The organism is Microvirga solisilvae, assembly GCF_022808595.1.
Taxonomy (GTDB): domain Bacteria; phylum Pseudomonadota; class Alphaproteobacteria; order Rhizobiales; family Beijerinckiaceae; genus Microvirga; species Microvirga solisilvae.
This window is the reverse complement of the sequence record NZ_JAKUCN010000003.1, coordinates 486,667-505,158: the sequence shown is the minus strand read 5'-3', so window position 1 is coordinate 505,158 and position 18,492 is coordinate 486,667. Positions and strand designations below refer to the sequence as shown.

The 18,492-nt window shown below is 56.6% G+C and carries 16 protein-coding genes; 11 read left to right on the top strand and 5 right to left on the bottom strand.

Going from position 1 to position 18,492, the window contains the following annotated elements:
• Nucleotides 1–23 precede the first annotated feature (23 nt).
• The 11 genes from MJ639_RS09570 (at nt 24) to MJ639_RS09520 (ending at nt 11,916) form a co-directional block, all read left to right on the top strand.
• Complete coding sequence (locus tag MJ639_RS09570) at nt 24–2,183, top strand: mechanosensitive ion channel family protein (RefSeq protein ID WP_243370788.1); 2,160 nt, start codon at nt 24–26, stop codon at nt 2,181–2,183.
• A gap of 144 nt (nt 2,184–2,327) precedes the next feature.
• Nucleotides 2,328–2,855: a helix-turn-helix domain-containing protein gene (locus tag MJ639_RS09565; protein ID WP_243370785.1), complete on the top strand. Its 528-nt coding sequence runs from the start codon at nt 2,328–2,330 to the stop codon at nt 2,853–2,855.
• Nucleotides 2,856–3,182: 327 nt separating this feature from the next.
• Nucleotides 3,183–4,154: a phosphate acetyltransferase gene (locus MJ639_RS09560; RefSeq protein ID WP_243370784.1), complete on the top strand. Its 972-nt coding sequence runs from the start codon at nt 3,183–3,185 to the stop codon at nt 4,152–4,154.
• Nucleotides 4,155–4,157: 3 nt separating this feature from the next.
• Complete coding sequence (locus tag MJ639_RS09555) at nt 4,158–5,366, top strand: acetate/propionate family kinase (protein WP_243370780.1); 1,209 nt, start codon at nt 4,158–4,160, stop codon at nt 5,364–5,366.
• Between the two features lie 17 nt (nt 5,367–5,383).
• On the top strand, nt 5,384–5,893 hold the full coding sequence (locus tag MJ639_RS09550; RefSeq protein ID WP_243370776.1) for a hypothetical protein: 510 nt from the start codon (nt 5,384–5,386) through the stop codon (nt 5,891–5,893).
• A 99-nt stretch (nt 5,894–5,992) separates the two neighbouring features.
• Nucleotides 5,993–8,335 (top strand): DUF3141 domain-containing protein, encoded by a 2,343-nt coding sequence (locus MJ639_RS09545; protein WP_243370967.1) that lies wholly within the window; start codon nt 5,993–5,995, stop codon nt 8,333–8,335.
• Nucleotides 8,332–9,135, top strand: coding sequence for an enoyl-ACP reductase FabI (fabI, locus tag MJ639_RS09540; RefSeq protein ID WP_243370773.1), 804 nt, complete (start codon nt 8,332–8,334; stop codon nt 9,133–9,135). The genes MJ639_RS09545 and fabI overlap by 4 nt, the downstream gene beginning before the upstream one ends.
• 127 nt (nt 9,136–9,262) lie before the next feature.
• Nucleotides 9,263–9,745, top strand: coding sequence for a hypothetical protein (locus MJ639_RS09535; protein ID WP_243370763.1), 483 nt, complete (start codon nt 9,263–9,265; stop codon nt 9,743–9,745).
• Nucleotides 9,738–10,976, top strand: a complete 1,239-nt coding sequence (locus tag MJ639_RS09530; RefSeq protein WP_243370760.1) for an HlyD family secretion protein — start codon at nt 9,738–9,740, stop codon at nt 10,974–10,976. Before MJ639_RS09535 ends, MJ639_RS09530 begins: the two co-directional genes overlap by 8 nt.
• Before the next feature lie 105 nt (nt 10,977–11,081).
• Complete coding sequence (locus MJ639_RS09525; RefSeq protein WP_243370757.1) at nt 11,082–11,417, top strand: phasin family protein; 336 nt, start codon at nt 11,082–11,084, stop codon at nt 11,415–11,417.
• Between the two features lie 55 nt (nt 11,418–11,472).
• The gene (locus tag MJ639_RS09520; protein WP_243370746.1) at nt 11,473–11,916 is read left to right on the top strand and encodes a lipid-binding SYLF domain-containing protein; all 444 of its coding nucleotides are present in this window, start codon (nt 11,473–11,475) and stop codon (nt 11,914–11,916) included.
• Between the two features lie 960 nt (nt 11,917–12,876).
• Here the strand turns inward: MJ639_RS09520 and MJ639_RS09515 are convergent.
• The 5 genes from MJ639_RS09515 to MJ639_RS09495 all read right to left on the bottom strand — a co-directional run bounded on the left by MJ639_RS09515 (nt 12,877) and on the right by MJ639_RS09495 (nt 18,479).
• Nucleotides 12,877–14,082, bottom strand: coding sequence for an MFS transporter (locus MJ639_RS09515; protein WP_243370742.1), 1,206 nt, complete (start codon nt 14,080–14,082; stop codon nt 12,877–12,879).
• Nucleotides 14,083–14,437: 355 nt separating this feature from the next.
• The gene (locus MJ639_RS09510; RefSeq protein ID WP_243370739.1) at nt 14,438–14,863 is read right to left on the bottom strand and encodes a hypothetical protein; all 426 of its coding nucleotides are present in this window, start codon (nt 14,861–14,863) and stop codon (nt 14,438–14,440) included.
• A gap of 215 nt (nt 14,864–15,078) precedes the next feature.
• Entirely contained in the window at nt 15,079–16,458 is a 1,380-nt protein-coding gene (locus tag MJ639_RS09505; RefSeq protein ID WP_243370736.1) for an FAD-containing oxidoreductase, read from the bottom strand.
• Nucleotides 16,455–16,886, bottom strand: a complete 432-nt coding sequence (locus MJ639_RS09500; RefSeq protein ID WP_243370965.1) for a DUF4126 domain-containing protein — start codon at nt 16,884–16,886, stop codon at nt 16,455–16,457. The genes MJ639_RS09505 and MJ639_RS09500 overlap by 4 nt, the downstream gene beginning before the upstream one ends.
• Before the next feature lie 354 nt (nt 16,887–17,240).
• A complete protein-coding gene (locus tag MJ639_RS09495; protein WP_423790773.1) occupies nt 17,241–18,479 on the bottom strand; it encodes an adenylate/guanylate cyclase domain-containing protein in 1,239 nt (412 codons plus the stop codon).
• Nucleotides 18,480–18,492 lie beyond the last annotated feature (13 nt).

The following is an 18,492-nucleotide window of genomic DNA, read 5'->3' as shown; positions in this document are numbered from 1 at the left end:
AACAATATGGATAGGAGTAAATCGTGGGCTCAATCCGAGTGCGGACTTTGATCCTTTCCTTATGGGGATTAGCGCTCCTGATCCTTGCAGGTACCATTCCGTTTTCGGTCTACGCTCAAACTGCTCCGGCCAATCCTCCACCACAGATCCAAGAGCTTCTGCGGCTCCTGGACGATCCTGCGAGCCGAGCATGGATTGATCAACAAAGGCAAGTTGCGGCAGTCTCGAAGCAAGAGCCGCAGGGTTCAGGCGCCGAAATGCTGATGCTGCGGGTCGAGGCCATGCGGACGCATCTGTCGGCCCTGGCGGCGGCCACGCCCCGTCTGCCGGAAGAAGCTCGACAAGCAGGCAATCTGCTCTCGCAGGAGCTTCAAAGCAGATCTCTTCTGGATATTGTAATTCTTGTACTCGGCTTTCTCGGGCTTGGTGCCGGTATCGAATGGATCTTTCGAAGAGTCACCGCATCCACGCGCGAGCAAATGCTTTTCCACCCAGTGAATACGGTTGGTGATCGTGTGAAGATGACCGTCTGGCGCTTGGCGTTCGGCCTAGCCCATGTGGTGATCTTCGGCGCTGGGAGCATCGGCGCGTTTCTCATCTTCGACTGGCCGCCTCTTTTGAGACGGATAGTGCTCACTTATCTATTTGCGGCACTGTTGTTGCGGCTTGCCATCTTGAGCTGCCGGCTTCTGCTCTCCCCCTGGCTGGCTGGCCGACACGACCCTGCAGCTCTCCGTATCGTTCCCATGTCGAACGACGCTGCCAAATTCTGGTACACCCGCCTCGTGTTGTTTGTGGGTTGGTTCGCCTTCGGTTGGGCAACCGTTCAACTCCTCAACACTCTTGGCTTCTCGCCTGATGGACGCAGGCTTGTGGCTTATACTCTGGGAATTGGCCTCTTGGGCCTGGCGATCGAGGCAGCCTGGAGATGGCCGACGCCTTCCACGGCTTCGTTGGAATCAATAAGGCGTTCCCCTCGCCATCAATCCATCGGAACTTGGCTGCTGTCGCTCTATCTCGTTCTGCTGTGGGGCGTATGGGTCGCCGGGCTCACGGGCCTGTTCTGGCTCCTCGTAGTGGGCGCCTTGCTGCCTCAGGCGATAACGATCACCCGACAATCCGCCCGTCATCTGATGCGTCCTCCGATGAGCGCAGCGGCCAGCCAGGATCACGAACTTGGAGCCGTTTATTTGGACCGGGGCATCCGTACTCTCCTGATCGTTGGAGCCGTCCTGTTCCTGGCCTGGGTCTGGGACATTGATCTCGGCGAGCTGGCCAGCCGTGAAACGGTTGCGACCAGGCTGGTCCGCGGCGTGCTCAGCAGCGTTGTCATCCTGATGGTGGCCGACTTCATCTGGCAGGTGGTGAAGGTGCAAATCGATCGACGCCTTACGAACATGCAGGCCCTTGCGCTGCCGGGCAGCGAGATCGCCTTGAGACAGGCGCGGCTCAGAACACTTCTCCCGATTTTTCGGATGGTCATATTCATTGTCCTGGCTACGGTAGCCGTGCTCATGGCTCTCTCGGCGCTGGGAGTCGAGATCGGCCCTCTGATCGCAGGCGCAGGCATCTTCGGCGTCGCTGTAGGGTTTGGTTCCCAGACACTGGTCAAGGACATCATTAGCGGAATCTTTTATCTGCTCGATGATGCCTTCCGCGTGGGAGAATACATCCAAAGCGGGTCATACAAGGGCACGGTGGAATCGCTCGGTTTCCGCTCCGTGAAACTCCGGCATCATCGCGGCCCCATTTTTACGGTCCCATACGGTCAGCTTGGGGCAGTCGAGAACATGAGCCGGGATTGGGTCATCGACAAGATGACCATTAACGTTACCTATGACACCGACCTCGACAAGGCGAAGAAGGTCATCAAGCAGATAGGCAAGGATCTAGCTGCAGATTCCGAGATCGCGCCCAATATCATTGAACCGCTCAAGATGCAGGGAGTGGAGCAGTTCGGCGAGTTCGCCATTCAGCTGCGTATGAAAATGATGACGCGCCCGGGCGAGCAGTTCGTGATCCGGCGCAAAGCCTACGCCATGCTCAAGAAGGCTTTTGACGAGAACGGAATCAAGTTTGCCTTCCCGACGGTGCAGGTATCGGGCCGCGACGAGGCTGAGCCTGCTGCCGCTCGCCAGGTCCTTTCCCTCGTCAAAGGCAAGCCTTCGGAGGAAGGCGTTTAAGTTAAAAAATTGTTTGGGTTCCGAAGAACCTTGGGTTTCGAAGAGTCAGGAGTAAGACCAAAGCGGTCGAGCAAGCGAACTCAGATTGGCGAAGACGACATGGCTGTGCCCGCTGCCGCAACTCGCCAAGAACGGGAGAGAGCCATGGAAAAGCCACCGATGCGCAGAGTAGGACGCTCATACTCGACCTATAGTGCCGGCTCCCTTACGGATGATCTTCGCCGCGTTCTTCGGACTGAATTGCTTAAGGACAGTTGCTCCGCCACCACGGTCGCTCGCTTGTTTTTGATGCATCGCCGCACTCTCAATCGTCACCTTCGAAATGAAGGACTTGCGTTCCGCCAAGTCGCCAACGAGGTTCGCTTCGAGATTGCATGCGAACTGTTGAAGAATACAGACATGGCGTTGAGCCAAATTGCGGCGGTCCTGCGCTATTCTGAACTGAGCGCTTTCACGCGCGCTTTCCGACGTTGGGCCAAGCAAACCCCGTCGGCTTGGCGCGCCAATGTTCCTCGTTCCCGGAGGGTGAGGCGCCGTCACAAAGTGTATCGCTCTGGCTCGCCCGCTGATCCGGAAGCGGTTCTTGTCGATAAAGAAAGTGTCTCCGGTCTAACTGTCCCGCAGGAATATTTGGAGCGCGATGCTACACCGGAACAAGATCGCCCCCGATAGGCATCTAATCCCGCTTCGTTGAGCCTGATATTTCTCATGTTTCTGGAACGGCGGCCTAGTGTGGCTAAGACCTGTGATGCGTGATGCTTTTGCCGCTCGAGCACATAGCGTGAAGCAAGGCGCATTTCCTGAAGGGCAGTCCTAAACTGTCAAAACAATGGCTCAACAGGTCAAGCAGCAGAATTCAAACGGTTCATCCTCGGGGTAGAAAATAAGCTGGACGATCGCGAGATCTGGCATGGATTCCTCGTCTTCTCTCCTTGTGGATCGGCAGCGCTCTGGCGGTCCATTGCGATCATCCATCAGGAGCATAGCGCGGAGGCCCTCATGACGGTTGCGGTTCCAGCCCAGGGTGCATCCCAACAAAGGCATGACAAGTACGAGCGTTTATTGGCGACGGCCCGGTCCATCCCCAAACTGAAGGTGGCAGTTGTACACCCTTGCGATGCAGCCTCCATCGGCGCGGTTATCGAGGCCGTCGGGCTCGGTCTGATCGAGCCTATCCTCGTCGGCCCGAAATCGAAGATCGTGGCCGCAGCAGATTCGCTAGGAAAAGACATCTCTACGATGCGGATCGTCGATGCGCCGCACAGTCATGCGGCTGCGGAAGAAGCCGTCAACCTCGTAAAATCGGGTGACGCTGAAGCTCTGATGAAGGGCAGCCTGCATACTGATGAACTGATGGGTGCCGTGGTACGGCGCGAAGGAGGTCTGCGCACCGCCCGTAGGATCAGCCACTGCTTTGTCATGGATGTCCCCGATCACGAGAATGCGCTTATCATCACGGACGCTGCCGTCAACATTGCGCCGACCTTGGAAGACAAAATCCACATCGTTCAGAATGCTATCGATCTTGCTCACGCATTGCGCGTGGATACAGTGCGGGTTGCGATCCTGTCAGCCATGGAAACCGTCAATCCCAAGGTGCCTTCCACCATCGAAGCTGCAGCTCTGTGCAAGATGGCAGAGCGTGGCCAGATTACGGGAGGAATACTCGACGGCCCCCTTGCTCTCGACAATGCTATCGATCTGGGCGCCGCGAAGATCAAGAAGATCCAGTCGCCGGTCGCAGGGCAAGCGAATGTTCTTGTCGTTCCGGATCTCGAGGCAGGAAACATGCTCGCCAAGAGCCTGACCTTTTTAGCGGACGCCGATGCCGCAGGAATCGTGCTCGGCGCGCGCGTTCCAATCATCCTCACGAGCCGGGCCGATTCGACCATTACCCGGCTGGCCTCCTGCGCCGTAGCGTCGCTCGTTGCAGACGTGCAACGCAAGCAGCTCATGATGCCGGAGGTCTGAGCCATGATTCCCGTTCTCATCGTCCTCAATGCAGGATCATCGAGCCTGAAATTCCAGGTCTTCGACATGGTAGAGGGCACGGAACCGAGACTCGTTTGGAAGGGCCTGTACGAAGGCTTGGGCAACGATGCGCATTTCGTAGTACGGCACGCCAGCGGGGTTGATCTCGATGAGAAGTCATGGACCTCCAAAGATTCTTTCGGGCATGAAGAGGCGCTGATGCATCTCGTATCGTGGCTGCGGGAGCACCAGGAAGGACGCAAGCCCATGGCTTTGGGCCACCGAGTCGTCCATGGGGGCGAGACCTTCTCAGGTCCTGTCCTAGTTGACGATACAGTTATTCAAAAGCTCGAAGCCTTGGTGCCCCTTGCCCCCTTGCACCAACCGCACAACCTTGAGCCGATCCGCATTGTTCGTCGCCGTATGCCAGGCATGCCCCAGGTCGCCTGCTTTGATACCGCCTTCCATCACAGCCAGTCCGAGATCGCGAGCATGTTCGCTCTGCCGCGAGAGATGAGACAGCGTGGGGTGAGGCGCTATGGCTTCCACGGTCTGTCCTATGACTACATCGCGTCGGTTTTGAAGGACTATGACCCGCATCTCGCGAAAGGTCGAGTGATCGTTGCACATCTCGGGAATGGCGCGAGCCTGTGCGCTCTCAAGGAGGGCGCCAGTGTCGCGACGACGATGGGTTTTTCCGCCCTCGACGGACTGCCCATGGGAACGCGGTGCGGAGCCGTCGACGCTGGGGTGGTCTTCTACATGCTTCGCGAGATGAAGCTTACTCCTGAAGCAGCCGAGCGTATGCTTTACACCAAATCCGGACTTCTCGGGGTGTCCGGCATTTCGAACGATATGCGGATGTTGCGGGCGAAGGCAGCCACGGATGACAATGCCAAGCGCGCGATCGATCTGTTCGTCTATCGGATTACGCGTGAAATCGGCTCGCTCATCGCAGCACTCGGCGGGCTCGACGGGCTCATCTTCACAGCGGGCATTGGCGAGAACGATGTCGCCACTCGCGCTGAAGTCATTGCTGGTCTCTCATGGGCGGGTCTCAGTCTCGACGAGATCGCCAACCGCAGCAGCGGGCCTCGGATCTCGTCCGGGTCTGGGCCTGCGGCATGGGTCATTCCCACCAATGAGGAACTCGTCATCGCACGACAGACGCGCAGCATTTTGGGCGCGACACAGGCCAAACTTGCATCCTGAACTGGGAGATAGTTCTCATGGAGACGCTAAAAACGAAGCCGGACACGAAAGTCCACGATGAGCTTGCGGATGAGACATTCATGTCTGCGTCTGATCTCCGGACTTACATGACCGAGATGCAGATGGCAAAGGCCAGCAAGTCCATCGACAGTATGGACCGTGCCGAGAAAGCCCGTCAGGACCTCGTCAAGAGAATGTCCGATCCAATCGACCTGACGCCCGAGCGACTGAAAGAAATCATGCAGCCGCTGAAATCGAAGCTGCGTTCCGCAGCTGAACGGGGTCAGACCGAGTTGATGGTCATGCGATTTCCCAACGTGCTGTGCAAGGACCAGGGGCGCGCGATCAACAACGGTGATCCGGACTGGCCCGAGAGCCTCACCGGAAGGCCTCGCCAGGCCTATGAGCTCTGGCGTGATCAGCTCCGGGACGCAGGGTTCAAGCTGAGCGCAATGATTATCGAATGGCCGGGTGGCATGCCGGGCGATGTCGGCTTCTTCCTCAAATGGGGCGAAACCAAGCGATAATCCGGACACGTTCTGATGGCGGTGGATATGCAACGGATCGAACCCAATCCCGACAAGGATGAGCGAGACCTTCAGACGCGCTTGGTAGACCTTACCGGAATGCAAACGAAGGTCACGCAAGTCTATCAGGAACGGTGCGCGCAGGCATGGCAACGCTATCTGGAGACGTTGAAAGCAACAAGCGAGCCGTTCCGAGACAAACCTGCCTCGCCAGAGCATCCACTGGATCTCTGGCGAGATGCCAGCAACTACTGGCTCGATTTCACGCAGCGCTCAATCCTCTTCTGGGATACCTTGCGGCAGCGTGGGAATAACTGGCTCGAACACGAGAAGGCGGGGAAGCCACCACTGCTGGACTTCGAGTGGGAGATGATCGCCGATGCCCGCACCTTCGACCGACCAGCCAACTACGCGCTTGTGCGCATTACGCCACCGGATGGTGTCGAGACTGACCCGGATAGGCGCCCCTTCGTGATCATCGATCCGCGTGCAGGGCACGGGCCAGGCATCGGCGGATTCAAGCAAGATTCGCAGGTCGGCGTCGCGCTCAAGGCGGGGCACCCGGTCTATTTCGTGATCTTCTTCCCGGAGCCAATGCCAGGGCAAACGCTTGCGGATGTGTCACGCGCCGAAGCGGAGTTCCTCCGCATTGTTGGAAAGCGTCATCCAAAGACTCGCAAGCCGGTCGTGATCGGCAATTGTCAGGGCGGCTGGGCATCCATGCTCGTTGGCGCGCTCGAACCGGATCTCGCCGGCCCCATCGTCATCAATGGCGCGCCGATGTCATATTGGGCGGGGAACGACGGCGAGAACCCGATGCGCTACGCCGGCGGCATGCTTGGTGGCACTTGGCCCGCGCTTCTTGCGAGCGATCTCGGAGCCGGGACATTCGACGGGGCCCATCTAGTCGAAAATTTCGAGTACCTCAATCCTGCCAATACCTATTTCGATAAGTACTACACGCTGTTCTCCAAGATCGATACTGAACCGGAACGCTTCCTCGAGTTCGAGCGCTGGTGGGGTGGCTTCTTCCTGATGGATCGGCAGGAGATCCGTTGGATCGTCGAGAACCTTTTCGTGGGCAACAATCTCGCGGAAGGCGATGCTGAATGGTCCGAGGGACGCGCCTTCGACCTACGGGCAATTCAATCGCCGATCATTGTTTTCGCTTCTCTTGGCGACAACATCACGCCACCGCAACAAGCATTTAACTGGGTTACGGATATCTACCCGACTACGGAAGCGCTTAAGGCGAACGGGCAAGTTATCGTTGGCCTCATGCACAAAAGCGTTGGCCATCTCGGCATCTTCGTATCAGGCGCCGTCGCCAAGCGGGAGCATAGTCAGATCGTCGATCTGATCGAGTATATCGAGCATCTTCCTCCGGGCCTTTATGGCATGCAGATCGAAGAGCAAAAGTTGAACGGTAGCGTGCAATACGATGTGATGCTGACCGAACGCCGTGTGGAAGAACTGCAGATTTTACAGAAATATGGCCGCAAGGACGAGATGCCTTTCAGGGCGGTCGAAGCGACCTCGGAAGCGCTCGTTTCCGCTTATGAAACTTTTGTCCACCCCGCCGTCTCGGCCGTAGCAACGCCGACCGGCGCCGCTATGCGAAGAGCCATGCACCCGCAGCGGGCTCAACGTTGGGCGATATCGGATCTCAACCCGTTCCTATGGCCCCTCAAAGGAATGGCAGACATGGCGCGGGCAAACCGTGCTTCACGAGATGATGGCGGCCCCATGGCCATGATGGAGCGTTGGACCGCTTCTATGACTTCCGCTTCGTTGGATCTCTATCGTGACTTTCGCGATGCAACCGTCGAGAATGCATTCTTCCGAACTTACGGACCGGTCAGTATCGGCATGTCCACCGGCGAACAGCCAGCCGCAGCGGAGAAGCCCGCTGATATTCGCAGCGCTCCTTTGGTCAAGGAAGCACTGTCGCATATTGAGGAAGGGGACCGGACGAGAGCGATCGTTCGTGCAACCCTCTTGCTGATGAAGGAAGGCACTGGGCGGCGACGGCTTTCGGCCATGAAGCGGGCACGCGAGCTGATCGGCAAGGATATTGGCTTGATCGACATGCCTGCGGAGGCAGCACGGGCAATTATCCGAGAGCAATCCTACATCGTCGATTTCGAACCTGCGAAGGCACTTGCGGCGTTGCCAAAACTCTTGCCGACGGCTGGAGACAGACACAGCGTACTGGACCTACTCGATCGCCTGGAGAAGCGGATCGAAGCCAATGCCCAACAGCTTAGGCTTCTAGGCGAGATCCGGCGCCTTATTTCCGAACAGGACATTGAGAAAGAAGAAGGCGAGCCGATCACGGTCACGTTGATAGAAAGACAGACAGAAAGTCGTCCGGGTGAAGCGACGAGGCAGCAGAGTACCCGCCGCGCCCGTGACACTCGGCGAGCGAGGCCAGGCTCATGAACGATCATTCGATAGAATCCCAAACTGCCCTTCAATCCAAGATCCTGCATGGAAAGCGGGCTCTCGTCATCGGTGTCGCGAATGAGCACTCGATCGCCTATGGCTGTGCTCGAATTTTTCGCCAGCTCGGGGCCGACCTCGCGATCACCTATCTGAACGAGAAAGCCCGACCTTATGTCGAACCTCTTGCCAAAGAGCTTGGAGCGTCAATCTTTGCGCCTTGCGATGTAGGCCAGAATGGCAATCTTGAAGCTGTCTTCGGCCAGATCCGCGAAACATGGGGCAACCTTGACATCGCACTCCATTCCATCGCCTTTGCCCCGAAAGAGGATCTGCAGGGGCGGCTTCTCGACAGTTCCGACGAAGGGTTTAAGGTGGCAATGGACATCTCCTGTCACTCCTTCATCCGCATGGCTCGACTGGCAGAGCCGCTGATGAACAAGGGCGGCACCCTCCTCGCTATGAGCTATCACGGCGCTAACAAGGTCGTTCCCAACTACAATCTCATGGGACCTGTGAAGGCGGCGCTGGAGAGCACCGTGCGCTACCTTGCCTATGAGCTGGGCGACAAGCACATCAGAGTCCATGCCGTCTCGCCAGGCCCACTGAAGACTCGCGCAGCGTCAGGCTTGAAAGACTTCGATGTTCTGCTTTCTGAAGCGATCGAGCGGGCTCCTATCGGCGAGCTCGTTGATATCGATGACGTCGGACTGACGGCGGCCTATCTGACGACACCGTTCGCAAAGCGCCTGACAGGGACGACCACTTATGTCGACGGCGGGCTCAGCATCATGGCCTAAGTGAGCGAAGCGTAGCAGCAGGACAGCGGAAGATGCCGATGAGATCAAGTTCCTCGCCTCAAGAGCCATCAGGTGTTGAAACACGCACCTCCACGCCCAATGCCTGGGCATTCATGGGAGAGTTTGCATGACTGCGCCGCTCAATCCTGCTGCGCCTCATCACTTGCCGATCTTCATTACGGCTCCTGGAGAAACCGATGTCCTGATGGTTGTCATGGCGGCAGTTCTCCTGCTGGCTGTCCTCGCCGTCGGCCTTCTCTTTCTTCGTCTGCATACCCTTCCCGAACGAATTGCTCATAAATCTCACAAGCTCCAATTCGAAATCGTTGCTGTGCTGGGATTGCTCGCTCTCTTCACCCACATGCACATCTTCTGGGTAGCAGGGTTGTTGCTGGCATTGGTCGACATTCCTGATTTCAGCAATCCTCTACGCCGAATGGCCGGCTCTCTTGAGAAGATTGCCGGACTGAATCCTGGCGGAGGCGACACGGTAATCCAGGAGAACACCGACGGGCCTGTTATACCTGTCGACGAGAAAAATGAGAGCGCTGCCGAGATACCAGACGTTATCGAGCCTTCGCGGATCCCAAAGGAGCGGATTCATGCTTGAGCTTCTTCTCTGCTCCCTGCTGACGATTTTTCCTGATTATCTCTACCGCCGTTTCGCTCAGGGGAAGCGGATCGGAAAGGAAATCACTCTCTTCTCGGTTTGGTTCGAGCTGCGGTGGGGAATCATTACTTGCCTGATGCTCACGATCGGCTTGATAACAGTGATCTTCTATAATCATCCATCGACGACGAACGCTGCTGCCTTCTTTCGAACCATTCCGATTCTTCCCGAAACCAACGGGCGGGTCGCCGAAGTTTATATTGACGGCGTGAGTGGCACGATCAAGCAAGGATCCCCAATCTTCAAGCTCGACAGCTCGAGACAGGAAGCCGCGGTGGAATCTGCCCGCCGCAAGATTGCCGAGACCGATGCTGCAATGATGGTCGCACGAGCCGATATTGTCGGCGCCGAGGGCAAGATTGTCGAGGCGAAGAGCGCCTATCAGCAGGCGGTTGACGAGTTGGAGACAAAGCAGGAGATCTATCGCCGAAATCCGGGGGCCGTAGCCGTTCGTGATATCGAGAAGCTACAGGTTACCGTGCAGGGGCGTCAGGGCTCAATCGATGCCGCCATTGCCGCAAAGGCGCAGGCCGAGGCCCGATTGTCCAGTCTCCTCCCGGCCGAGAAGGCGAGCGCTGAAGCTGAACTGGCGCAGGCAGAAGTGGATCTCGGAAAGACCGTCATTCGTGCCGGTGTCGACGGGCGGGTCGAGCAGTTCACGCTGAGAGTTGGCGATATCGTCAATCCGTTGATGAGACCAGCGGGAGTCTTGATCCCCTTGGAAGCTGGACGGGGGCGCCTCCAGGCCGGATTTGCGCAAGTTGAAGCCCAGGTCATGAAAGTCGGCATGGCTGCGGAGGTCACTTGTGTTTCGAAGCCCTGGACGGTTATTCCAATGGTCGTGACCGGCGTGCAGGATTTTATCGCTGCCGGCCAGATCCGTGCTGGCGAGCAACTGATCGACCCGCAGCAAGTCGTACGCCCCGGAACGATTCTTGTCTTTCTTGAGCCACTATATGAAGGAGGGCTCGATGGCGTCACTCCAGGCAGCAGCTGCATCGCCAATGCCTATACCAGTAATCACGACCTGATAGCCTCAGGCGAGGTTGGTGCTGTTAAAGGCTTCGCTTTGCATGCGGTGGATGCCGTCGGGCTCGTCCATGCCATGATATTGCGGATCCAGGCATTGGTTCTTCCTATTCAAACTCTCGTTTTCAGCGGCGGGCACTGAGGTCAGGCAGCTCATAACACCACGTCCGCACGTTTCCAGCGCTTATCTTGTATGAGCACGTAAGGCGTCTTCTTTCTGGAACATCTTGGTTGAGGAGAATAATCCATGGCCACTATGCAGAAAACATCCGGCATAACCGACACGCGGCGCAGCACTCACGCATTGGTCACATCCGGCGACAGAAGCCAGGCTTTGATCAATGCCGCAGAGACATGGCTCTCAGCCGCTGCGGCATGCCAACGCGAGATGATCGGCTTCGTATCGATGCGCCTCGATAAGGATAGTGAGACTGCTCGCGAGATGATGAGCTGTAAAAGCCCAACGGACATGGCGGCTGTTCACACTCGTTGGATTGAGGAAACTCTTCGCGACTACAACTCTGAAATGTCCAAGCTGATGGAGCTCTGCACCAAAGCCGTGAACAGCAAGACCCAGTCTTAAAAATGATGCGTAGTATTCGGATGCCGCGACGGATCGTGCGAACAGGGAGGATTTAATGGCTTCACTTCGGAACTATCTCCAATGTGGTCTGATCGCCGGCGCTGCGGCACTCGCACCGCCATTGGCAACGCCCAGTTGGGCTGCGACGGGGACGGTTCATGTTGAAATTGCCAAGGCTGGGTTTATCGTCGGCGTTGGCGGAGGTCGCGGAATGCTAACGTTCCAGGGACGGCGTTATCCTCTGAGTGTTGGAGGTTTAAGTTTCGGCGCAACGATTGGCGCATCGAAAGCCGAATTGGTGGGACGAGCTTATAACTTACGCCGAGCTTCGGACATCGCCGGCACTTACACGGCAGTTAGCATGGGCGCCGCTGCTGGTGGCGGCGCTTCGACCATCCGCTTACAAAACGCGAAGGGCGTCGTTCTCGAGCTGACCGGACGAAGTGTCGGGTTAGAGCTTAACGCCAATGTAAGTGGAGTGGAAATCGGCCTACGATGAAAGGCAGCGGTATCCCAGCTTGTGGCCTGTCCCGGGTTCTTTCCCACTATGATGCAATCCATCAGCGCCGTCGCAAAATGCCAAGCGCCTGTCCAGAATAATCAAGCAATTTCCTCCAGGGCCACCATACTGGTTCTTTTCATACCAGCTTCCCCAGCGCTTCATGCGCCGGGCAGCGAAGGGAGGATGTCAATGAACAGAATTTTCCTGGTTCTGAGCGTTCTCGCAGCGAGCGCTCTTCTCATTCCGAATGTTGCTGAGGCCCAACGTGGAGGCCGGGGCGGTGGTGGCGGCGCCCGCATTGGTGGGGGTGGATTCGGGGGTGGAGGTTTCCGAGGTGGCGGTGGCGGCTTCCGGGGAGGCAACATTGGAGGAGGGCCTAGAATGTATATCCCTCCACGGGCCAGCATGGGCAGTGGCGGTTTCCGTGGTCAGGCTATCGCCAGTCGTCCTGCCGTATCCGGCAATGCTCTAGGCATCCGTCCTGTATCCGGCAACATTCGGCAAGCCGCAATTAACAATCCTGGGGGCCGTTTCGACAACCGTTGGGATAACCGCTGGAACAATCGTAGTGATTGGCGATATCGCGGGCGTTATCCTTATTATGGCGGACGCTATCCGTATTACGGCCGCTACTATGGAGGCTACCCCTATTACGGCAACTACTGGGGATGGGGTGCTGGCCTTGTTACAGGCAGCGTGATCGGAGCTGCGGCCACGTATCCGTATTATAATTACCCGTACTCGACGTATCAAACGCCTGTTACATCGACGAGCGGCGGATATTGTGCGACCACGGTGCGGACTTGCGCTCTTATCAATCCGGCACCGGTTGGTACTGGATGCTCGTGCCGCACGCAAGGCGGGCGGGCCCGCGGCTCAGTGATTTGACTTTGGCTTTCAGATCAGCATCCGCGATATACTGCATAGTATCGCGGATGCGATTGCTCGGGGGCTCCCTTATAGAGGGTGCGTAGAGCGGGCCTTGTCGGCTTCCGGGTCGATGAGGAAAAACCCCGCAAGGGCTCCCAGAATGGCGAGGATGCCGCATAACAGAAGAGCATGACGAACGCCATCCGACGATCCATTGCTGGCATCGATCATGTAGCCCATGGTCACGGGCGCGAGAGGACCCGCCAGTGTTGTGATCGCATTGACTATGCCGAGAGTTGCTCCACGCTGCGTGATCGGAGCGACCTCGGCAATCATCACAGGCCCGAGAATGAACATCACGTTGGAAAGCGAGAATGCAACCACTGTGCAAACGATAATGGGCAGAGATCCCGTCGATTGCGACATAAGGACGATGATAAGGCCAGCGGCGAATGTGCTGATGCAAGCAATCGTCCCGTACGCTATGCGGCTCGAAAAGCCACGCCGTTTCAAGCTATCGGAAAGCCCCGAGACAGCAGGAAGAAACGCTATTTGGCAAAGTGACACCATCATCATGATCCAGCCGGCCTGGATCGCGGTGTAGCCGAAGGCCTGAATCAGGAGGGCCGGCAGCCATACGATGGATACGGTCAACAACCAGTAAGCTCCAAAGCCGGCAATCTCGACTCCAATAACCGTTCGACACTTCAATAGACGACGATATGCCAGACGCATTTCAGGCTTACCGATGGCGCCTAGAACTCTACCTGTTTGCTCATAAGGTCCTTCCTGCGCAATCATCAGCCATGCAATGCACCAGAAAAGACCGATGGCGCCGAGGAGGCCGAATGCGACTTGCCATGACCAGCCGTTGATGACCGTGACGATCATAGGTGCGGCGAGCCCGCTCCCAGCCAAAGCGCCGATAGCGATGATGCTGGTAGGCACAGCCCTGTGGTCGTTCGGGAACCATTTATAAACGGCGTGCATCGCCACGGGGTAGGCAGGCCCCTCGCCAAAGCCGAGAGCGATCCGGTTGGCAATCAACGCAGCTACTGTAATAGGCAGCAGCATAGGTAGCTGGCACAAGGTCCAGATCAACGCTAGGACGAATAAAACCCACGTTGTGGCGATGCGATTGACCAGGAACCCGCCAAGGATGGCATTGAGCGAAAAGAATACAAAAAAGCTAGATCCGATCAGGCCGAACTCAGTGTAACTCAACCCCAGATCTCGCATGATCGGGACTGCTGCCAGACCGAATACTGATCTATCAGCAACATTAATGAGCATGAACAGACATAACATACCCACGACGATCCAGGCGCGGGAAGAGCCCGTCGCAGTATCTGTGAAATTGGGTTTTGGGCTTATATCAGTCAACGGCTTGTGCGCATTCCCAATCACAACTGACCTTAACAAGCACAATGAAAAGGTACGCTCATGATGATCCCGGTCTGATCTTGCCAGGTCAGCCTAACCTAGCTTCATGACAGCTGAGTTGCTACCGCCCAGTTACGCTCAAGCTATATGGTATGGGTATTCCTGCTTGATAAATTGGGACAACGCATTGACATTTTGAGACGCATCAATACCCGCATTCCTGCGGATGGGTAAAAAATTTCAGCTTAAATCGCTTGCATGGGGCTTACTTGGAGCAGTGCTTATACTCGGTTCCGATGCTGTCTTCTTCGTTGAAGTAGCGCCTTAGAGAGCCATCTGCTTCTCGCGCCATAAGAATTCTTACCTCACTGCCGGATACGGCATTGGAGCAGTTGAGAAGAAGAAGATGACGGCTTCCGCTTGGTTTGGCCGATTTGATCTGACATGTCGCCTGCGGCGTCCTCAGACGATTGCCAACAATGATAAAGGCAGGCGCAAAGATGTCGACCGGCTTCTTGAAAGAAACGCCTTTCCCATTGGATGAATAAACCTCTGCACAATCTGCTCCGCCTGACAACCAAGCACCTTGGATGTTGGAAAGCCCTCCCTGCGCCACTGCGCTCGGCACAAAAGCTGACGCGGCCAGCCCCAGACTGAGGCTGATGGTGACAACAAGACTCTCAACCCTCACTGTAATCTCCTACGATCGATAGAGCGCTTGCTGCTCAGAGTGCATCATGAGTTACAGCAACTCGCCACAGGATCAGGCTAGACCGACTCTTGGGCCGCGCTTGACAGATGAAGACAATCGCTATGCAGTTTGGGCTATTAGAGATCATTCATCTATCTGGCACTTTCTGCTGGCAGAATATGAGTCGTATCCATTTTTCCGGCAGTCGCTCGATCTCAATTGATTGTTTTTAGGTCCCCAAGAACGGTTGGAATCAGTTCTGAGACGGTGGGATGGATCGGCATTGCCCATTGTAACGTTTGATAATCTGCATCGGCATTCATCATGTCGAGGATGCCATGAATCGCCTCATCGCCTCCTGTTCCCAGTATAGCCGCGCCGATAATCCGCTTCGTGTGAGCATCGGCGACGATCTTGATGAAGCCTTTTGTCTCACTCTTCTCGATTGCACGGCCGACTCGCGTCATCGGTCGCTTTGAGACGAGGAGCTGTCGGCCCGTCTTACGAGCCTCCATCTCTGTCATTCCGGCACGACCGAGCGGTGGATCGATATATAAGGCATAGCCGAGGATCCGCTCACTGACCCTATGGGGCCTACCATCAAGTAGATTGGCCGCCACGATCTCATAGTCATTATATGCGGTATGCGTGAAGGCGCCGCGCCCATTGCAATCGCCCAAAGCCCAGATGCCCGGCACATTTGTCGATAGATTATCATCAACGGGGATGTAACCTCGTGCATCCACCGTGATACCAGTCTTGTCCAGGCCCAGGTCATCCGTATTGGGGCGTCGCCCGATTGCGAGAAGCACATGCGAACCAACGACAGAAGGCTCGCCGGAGGCACAATCTACATCGACCGAAACACCTTCCGGATGAGGCTTGAACCCGATGCAGGTGGCATCAGTTCGCACCGTGATCCCCTCCTCTATCAGGAGATCCTTGATGGCTTCCGAAGTATCCTCATCCTCGCGCGCTATAAGACGGGGCCCCTTCTCGACGATGGTGACTTCTGCACCGAAACGTCGATACATCTGCGCGAATTCGAGGCCAATGTAGCTGCCGCCGACCACGACCAGATGCCTAGGCAGAGTATCGAGCTGCAGAATGGTAGTATTGTTAAGGTAGCTGACCGTGCCGACACCTGGTATGTCAGGGATGTTTGCCCTGCCTCCTACATTGATAAAGATGCGAGGGGCTTTCAGGCGCTTCTCTCCAACCCGCACAACGTCTGGTCCTTCGAAAAGAGCGTGGCCTTCGATGATTGTCAGCCCGTCCATTCCACGCAGCCATTTTTCAAGGTTCATACGGGCATTTGTCGAGACTGTCTCCGCCCGCTCCTTCACCCGCTTCATATCGATCTTGATCGGGTTTTCAATTGCGATTCCAAACTCAGCGCTTCGCCTGGCGAGGTGGGCGGCATATGCGCTGGCGACGAGCGTCTTCGTCGGCATGCAACCGGTGTTGACGCAGGTACCGCCAAATAACTTGCGCTCGATGAGCGCAACTTTCATTCCAGCTGCGGTCAGGCGGCCCGCAAGAGGTGGACCTGCCTGTCCCGCGCCGATAATCACCGCGTCAAATATCTCAGTCATCGCACAGCTCCAATCACAAGCACGGAAACAAGGATTGAAACCGCATCCTCGATCAAGGCAGCGGGCCGATCGGCTCTGAACATCTTGGAGAGGCGTGCCCGAATGGCCGCGCCTCCGAGGGTCCCGACAACGGCTCCGCCCGCCCCTGCAAGGAGACCCGCGAGAAGGCTTCCGCCCGCAAACCCGATAGCTGCACCCGACAAGGCCCCCGAGATGATCCGCGCGCCGAACTGCATCGGCACTTTGCGGCTGGGTGTGGAAGGCAGCTTATCGACTAGCAGCTCACCCAATGCGAGTAGAGACAAGATCCAGGGCGTGAAGCGATAGCCTAGGAATGCGAGCCAGCTTCCCTCAAGATTGAGATAGCCGAGCGCCGCGCCCCAACTGACCGTCACCGGAGCCATCATGGTGCGCAGGCCCGCAACCATGCCGATCAATACGCTCAACAGGACAAATGCCACGCCTGCCTCCTCACCGAGTTCAAGTCTAGCGTTGCAAGATGTTCTACGGACGAGTGTAATCGCTCGATATTTATGGGGGCACTCTATACACGTCCGTCGGCTTACTGATCTTGAGATATCATTGCTTTCCTATCTTAGTCGGTGAGGATTCATACGAAAGCCCCTCATGCGGATAGTTCGTCCCAAGGCATCACATTGCGAATGCCTTATGTAAGCGCATTGAATTTCAGACAGTAACCCCACCTTTTCAGCATCCTCTCCAGCGGTCAAAGAGGTAACCCATCATAGCTTCACGCAGATGGATCCGGTGCCGGTCGGACGTCATTCGCAAAAGTCAGCGAGAGGACTCAAAGGCTTCGGCTCAAGTGTGAAGAGATCCTGCGGACGTTGGATACCCCTCAGCGCATACCGCCCGACCGATACGAAGCCTTCCTGATCCTTTTTCGATGCCGCCGCATAGAAAGCGGATGAGACCAGAACTTCTCTTTCAACCGAGCGGCAAAGGGCGGCGATCCGGCTCGCCTCATTCACTGCGGGTCCGACAACGGTGAAGTCAAGTCGATCCTGGCTGCCAATGTTGCCATAGAAGACATCGCCGATATGAAGAGCTAGGTAAGCGTCCGTAACCGGCAAATTTCTAGACGCTCGACCCTTATTGAGGGAACGGATACGCTCACGCATCAAATTCTCAGCTTTAAGAGCACGCTGACAGGCCAGCGCCGCGTCATCAGCTGTGAAGATCGCGAGGGTGCCGTCGCCGATCAGCTTCAGGACGTCGCCGCCAGCATCATGAATCGACGAGATGATCATCTCGGAATAATCGTTGAGAAAAGGAATGATCTGTTCTGGCTCTGCGGATTCTGTGACCGCTGTGAAGCCATGAAGGTCACTGAACCAGAGGACTGCCTGGATTCTGTCCGTAACTCCTCGCGCTATTCGGCCGCTTAAGACACGTCGTCCCGCATCTCGGCCAAGATAAGTTGTCACGAGAGTTTCCGTGATGTGCGCAAGCGATGCGCATTTCATAGCGAGAGCGAGAGGAGAGCAAAGATCCCGCAAAAGCGATACTTCCTCATCGGTGAACCCGGAGGTCGCATCAGTCGACCATGACGAGTAGAAGCAATCCACCGCACCGATCGTCCCCTCGTCCGAGAAGCGATGCGCGAAAGCCAGATAATCCGTCTGCCCCTCGTCACGTAGCTCATCAAGAACGATGAAATCGGCTTCATGCTCCGGGCCGATCCTGCGCCGGAGCATCTCCTCCCCCGTATGGAAAAGGTGGTAGTAGGTGCTGCGGCGCCAATTTGCGGCAGCCTCGCCCTCGTCGGAGCGGCCATACTCGATCACGGGCTCGATATCAGCTTGTCCCTTCCGCCAGCGAAAGGCTCGCCCCTCATAAATAGGATGGAGGGTGTCGATGATCATGTTTACACGATTAATCGGAAATCCGGCCTCGACCAGACCGCAACAGAAGCCATGAAGAATCTCGGCCTCCTTCATGCCGTCCAATCCGACTTCCGTAACCCACTTTCTTAAGTCTTCCAGGCGCTCGGCGTCCAATCAAGCCTCCGTT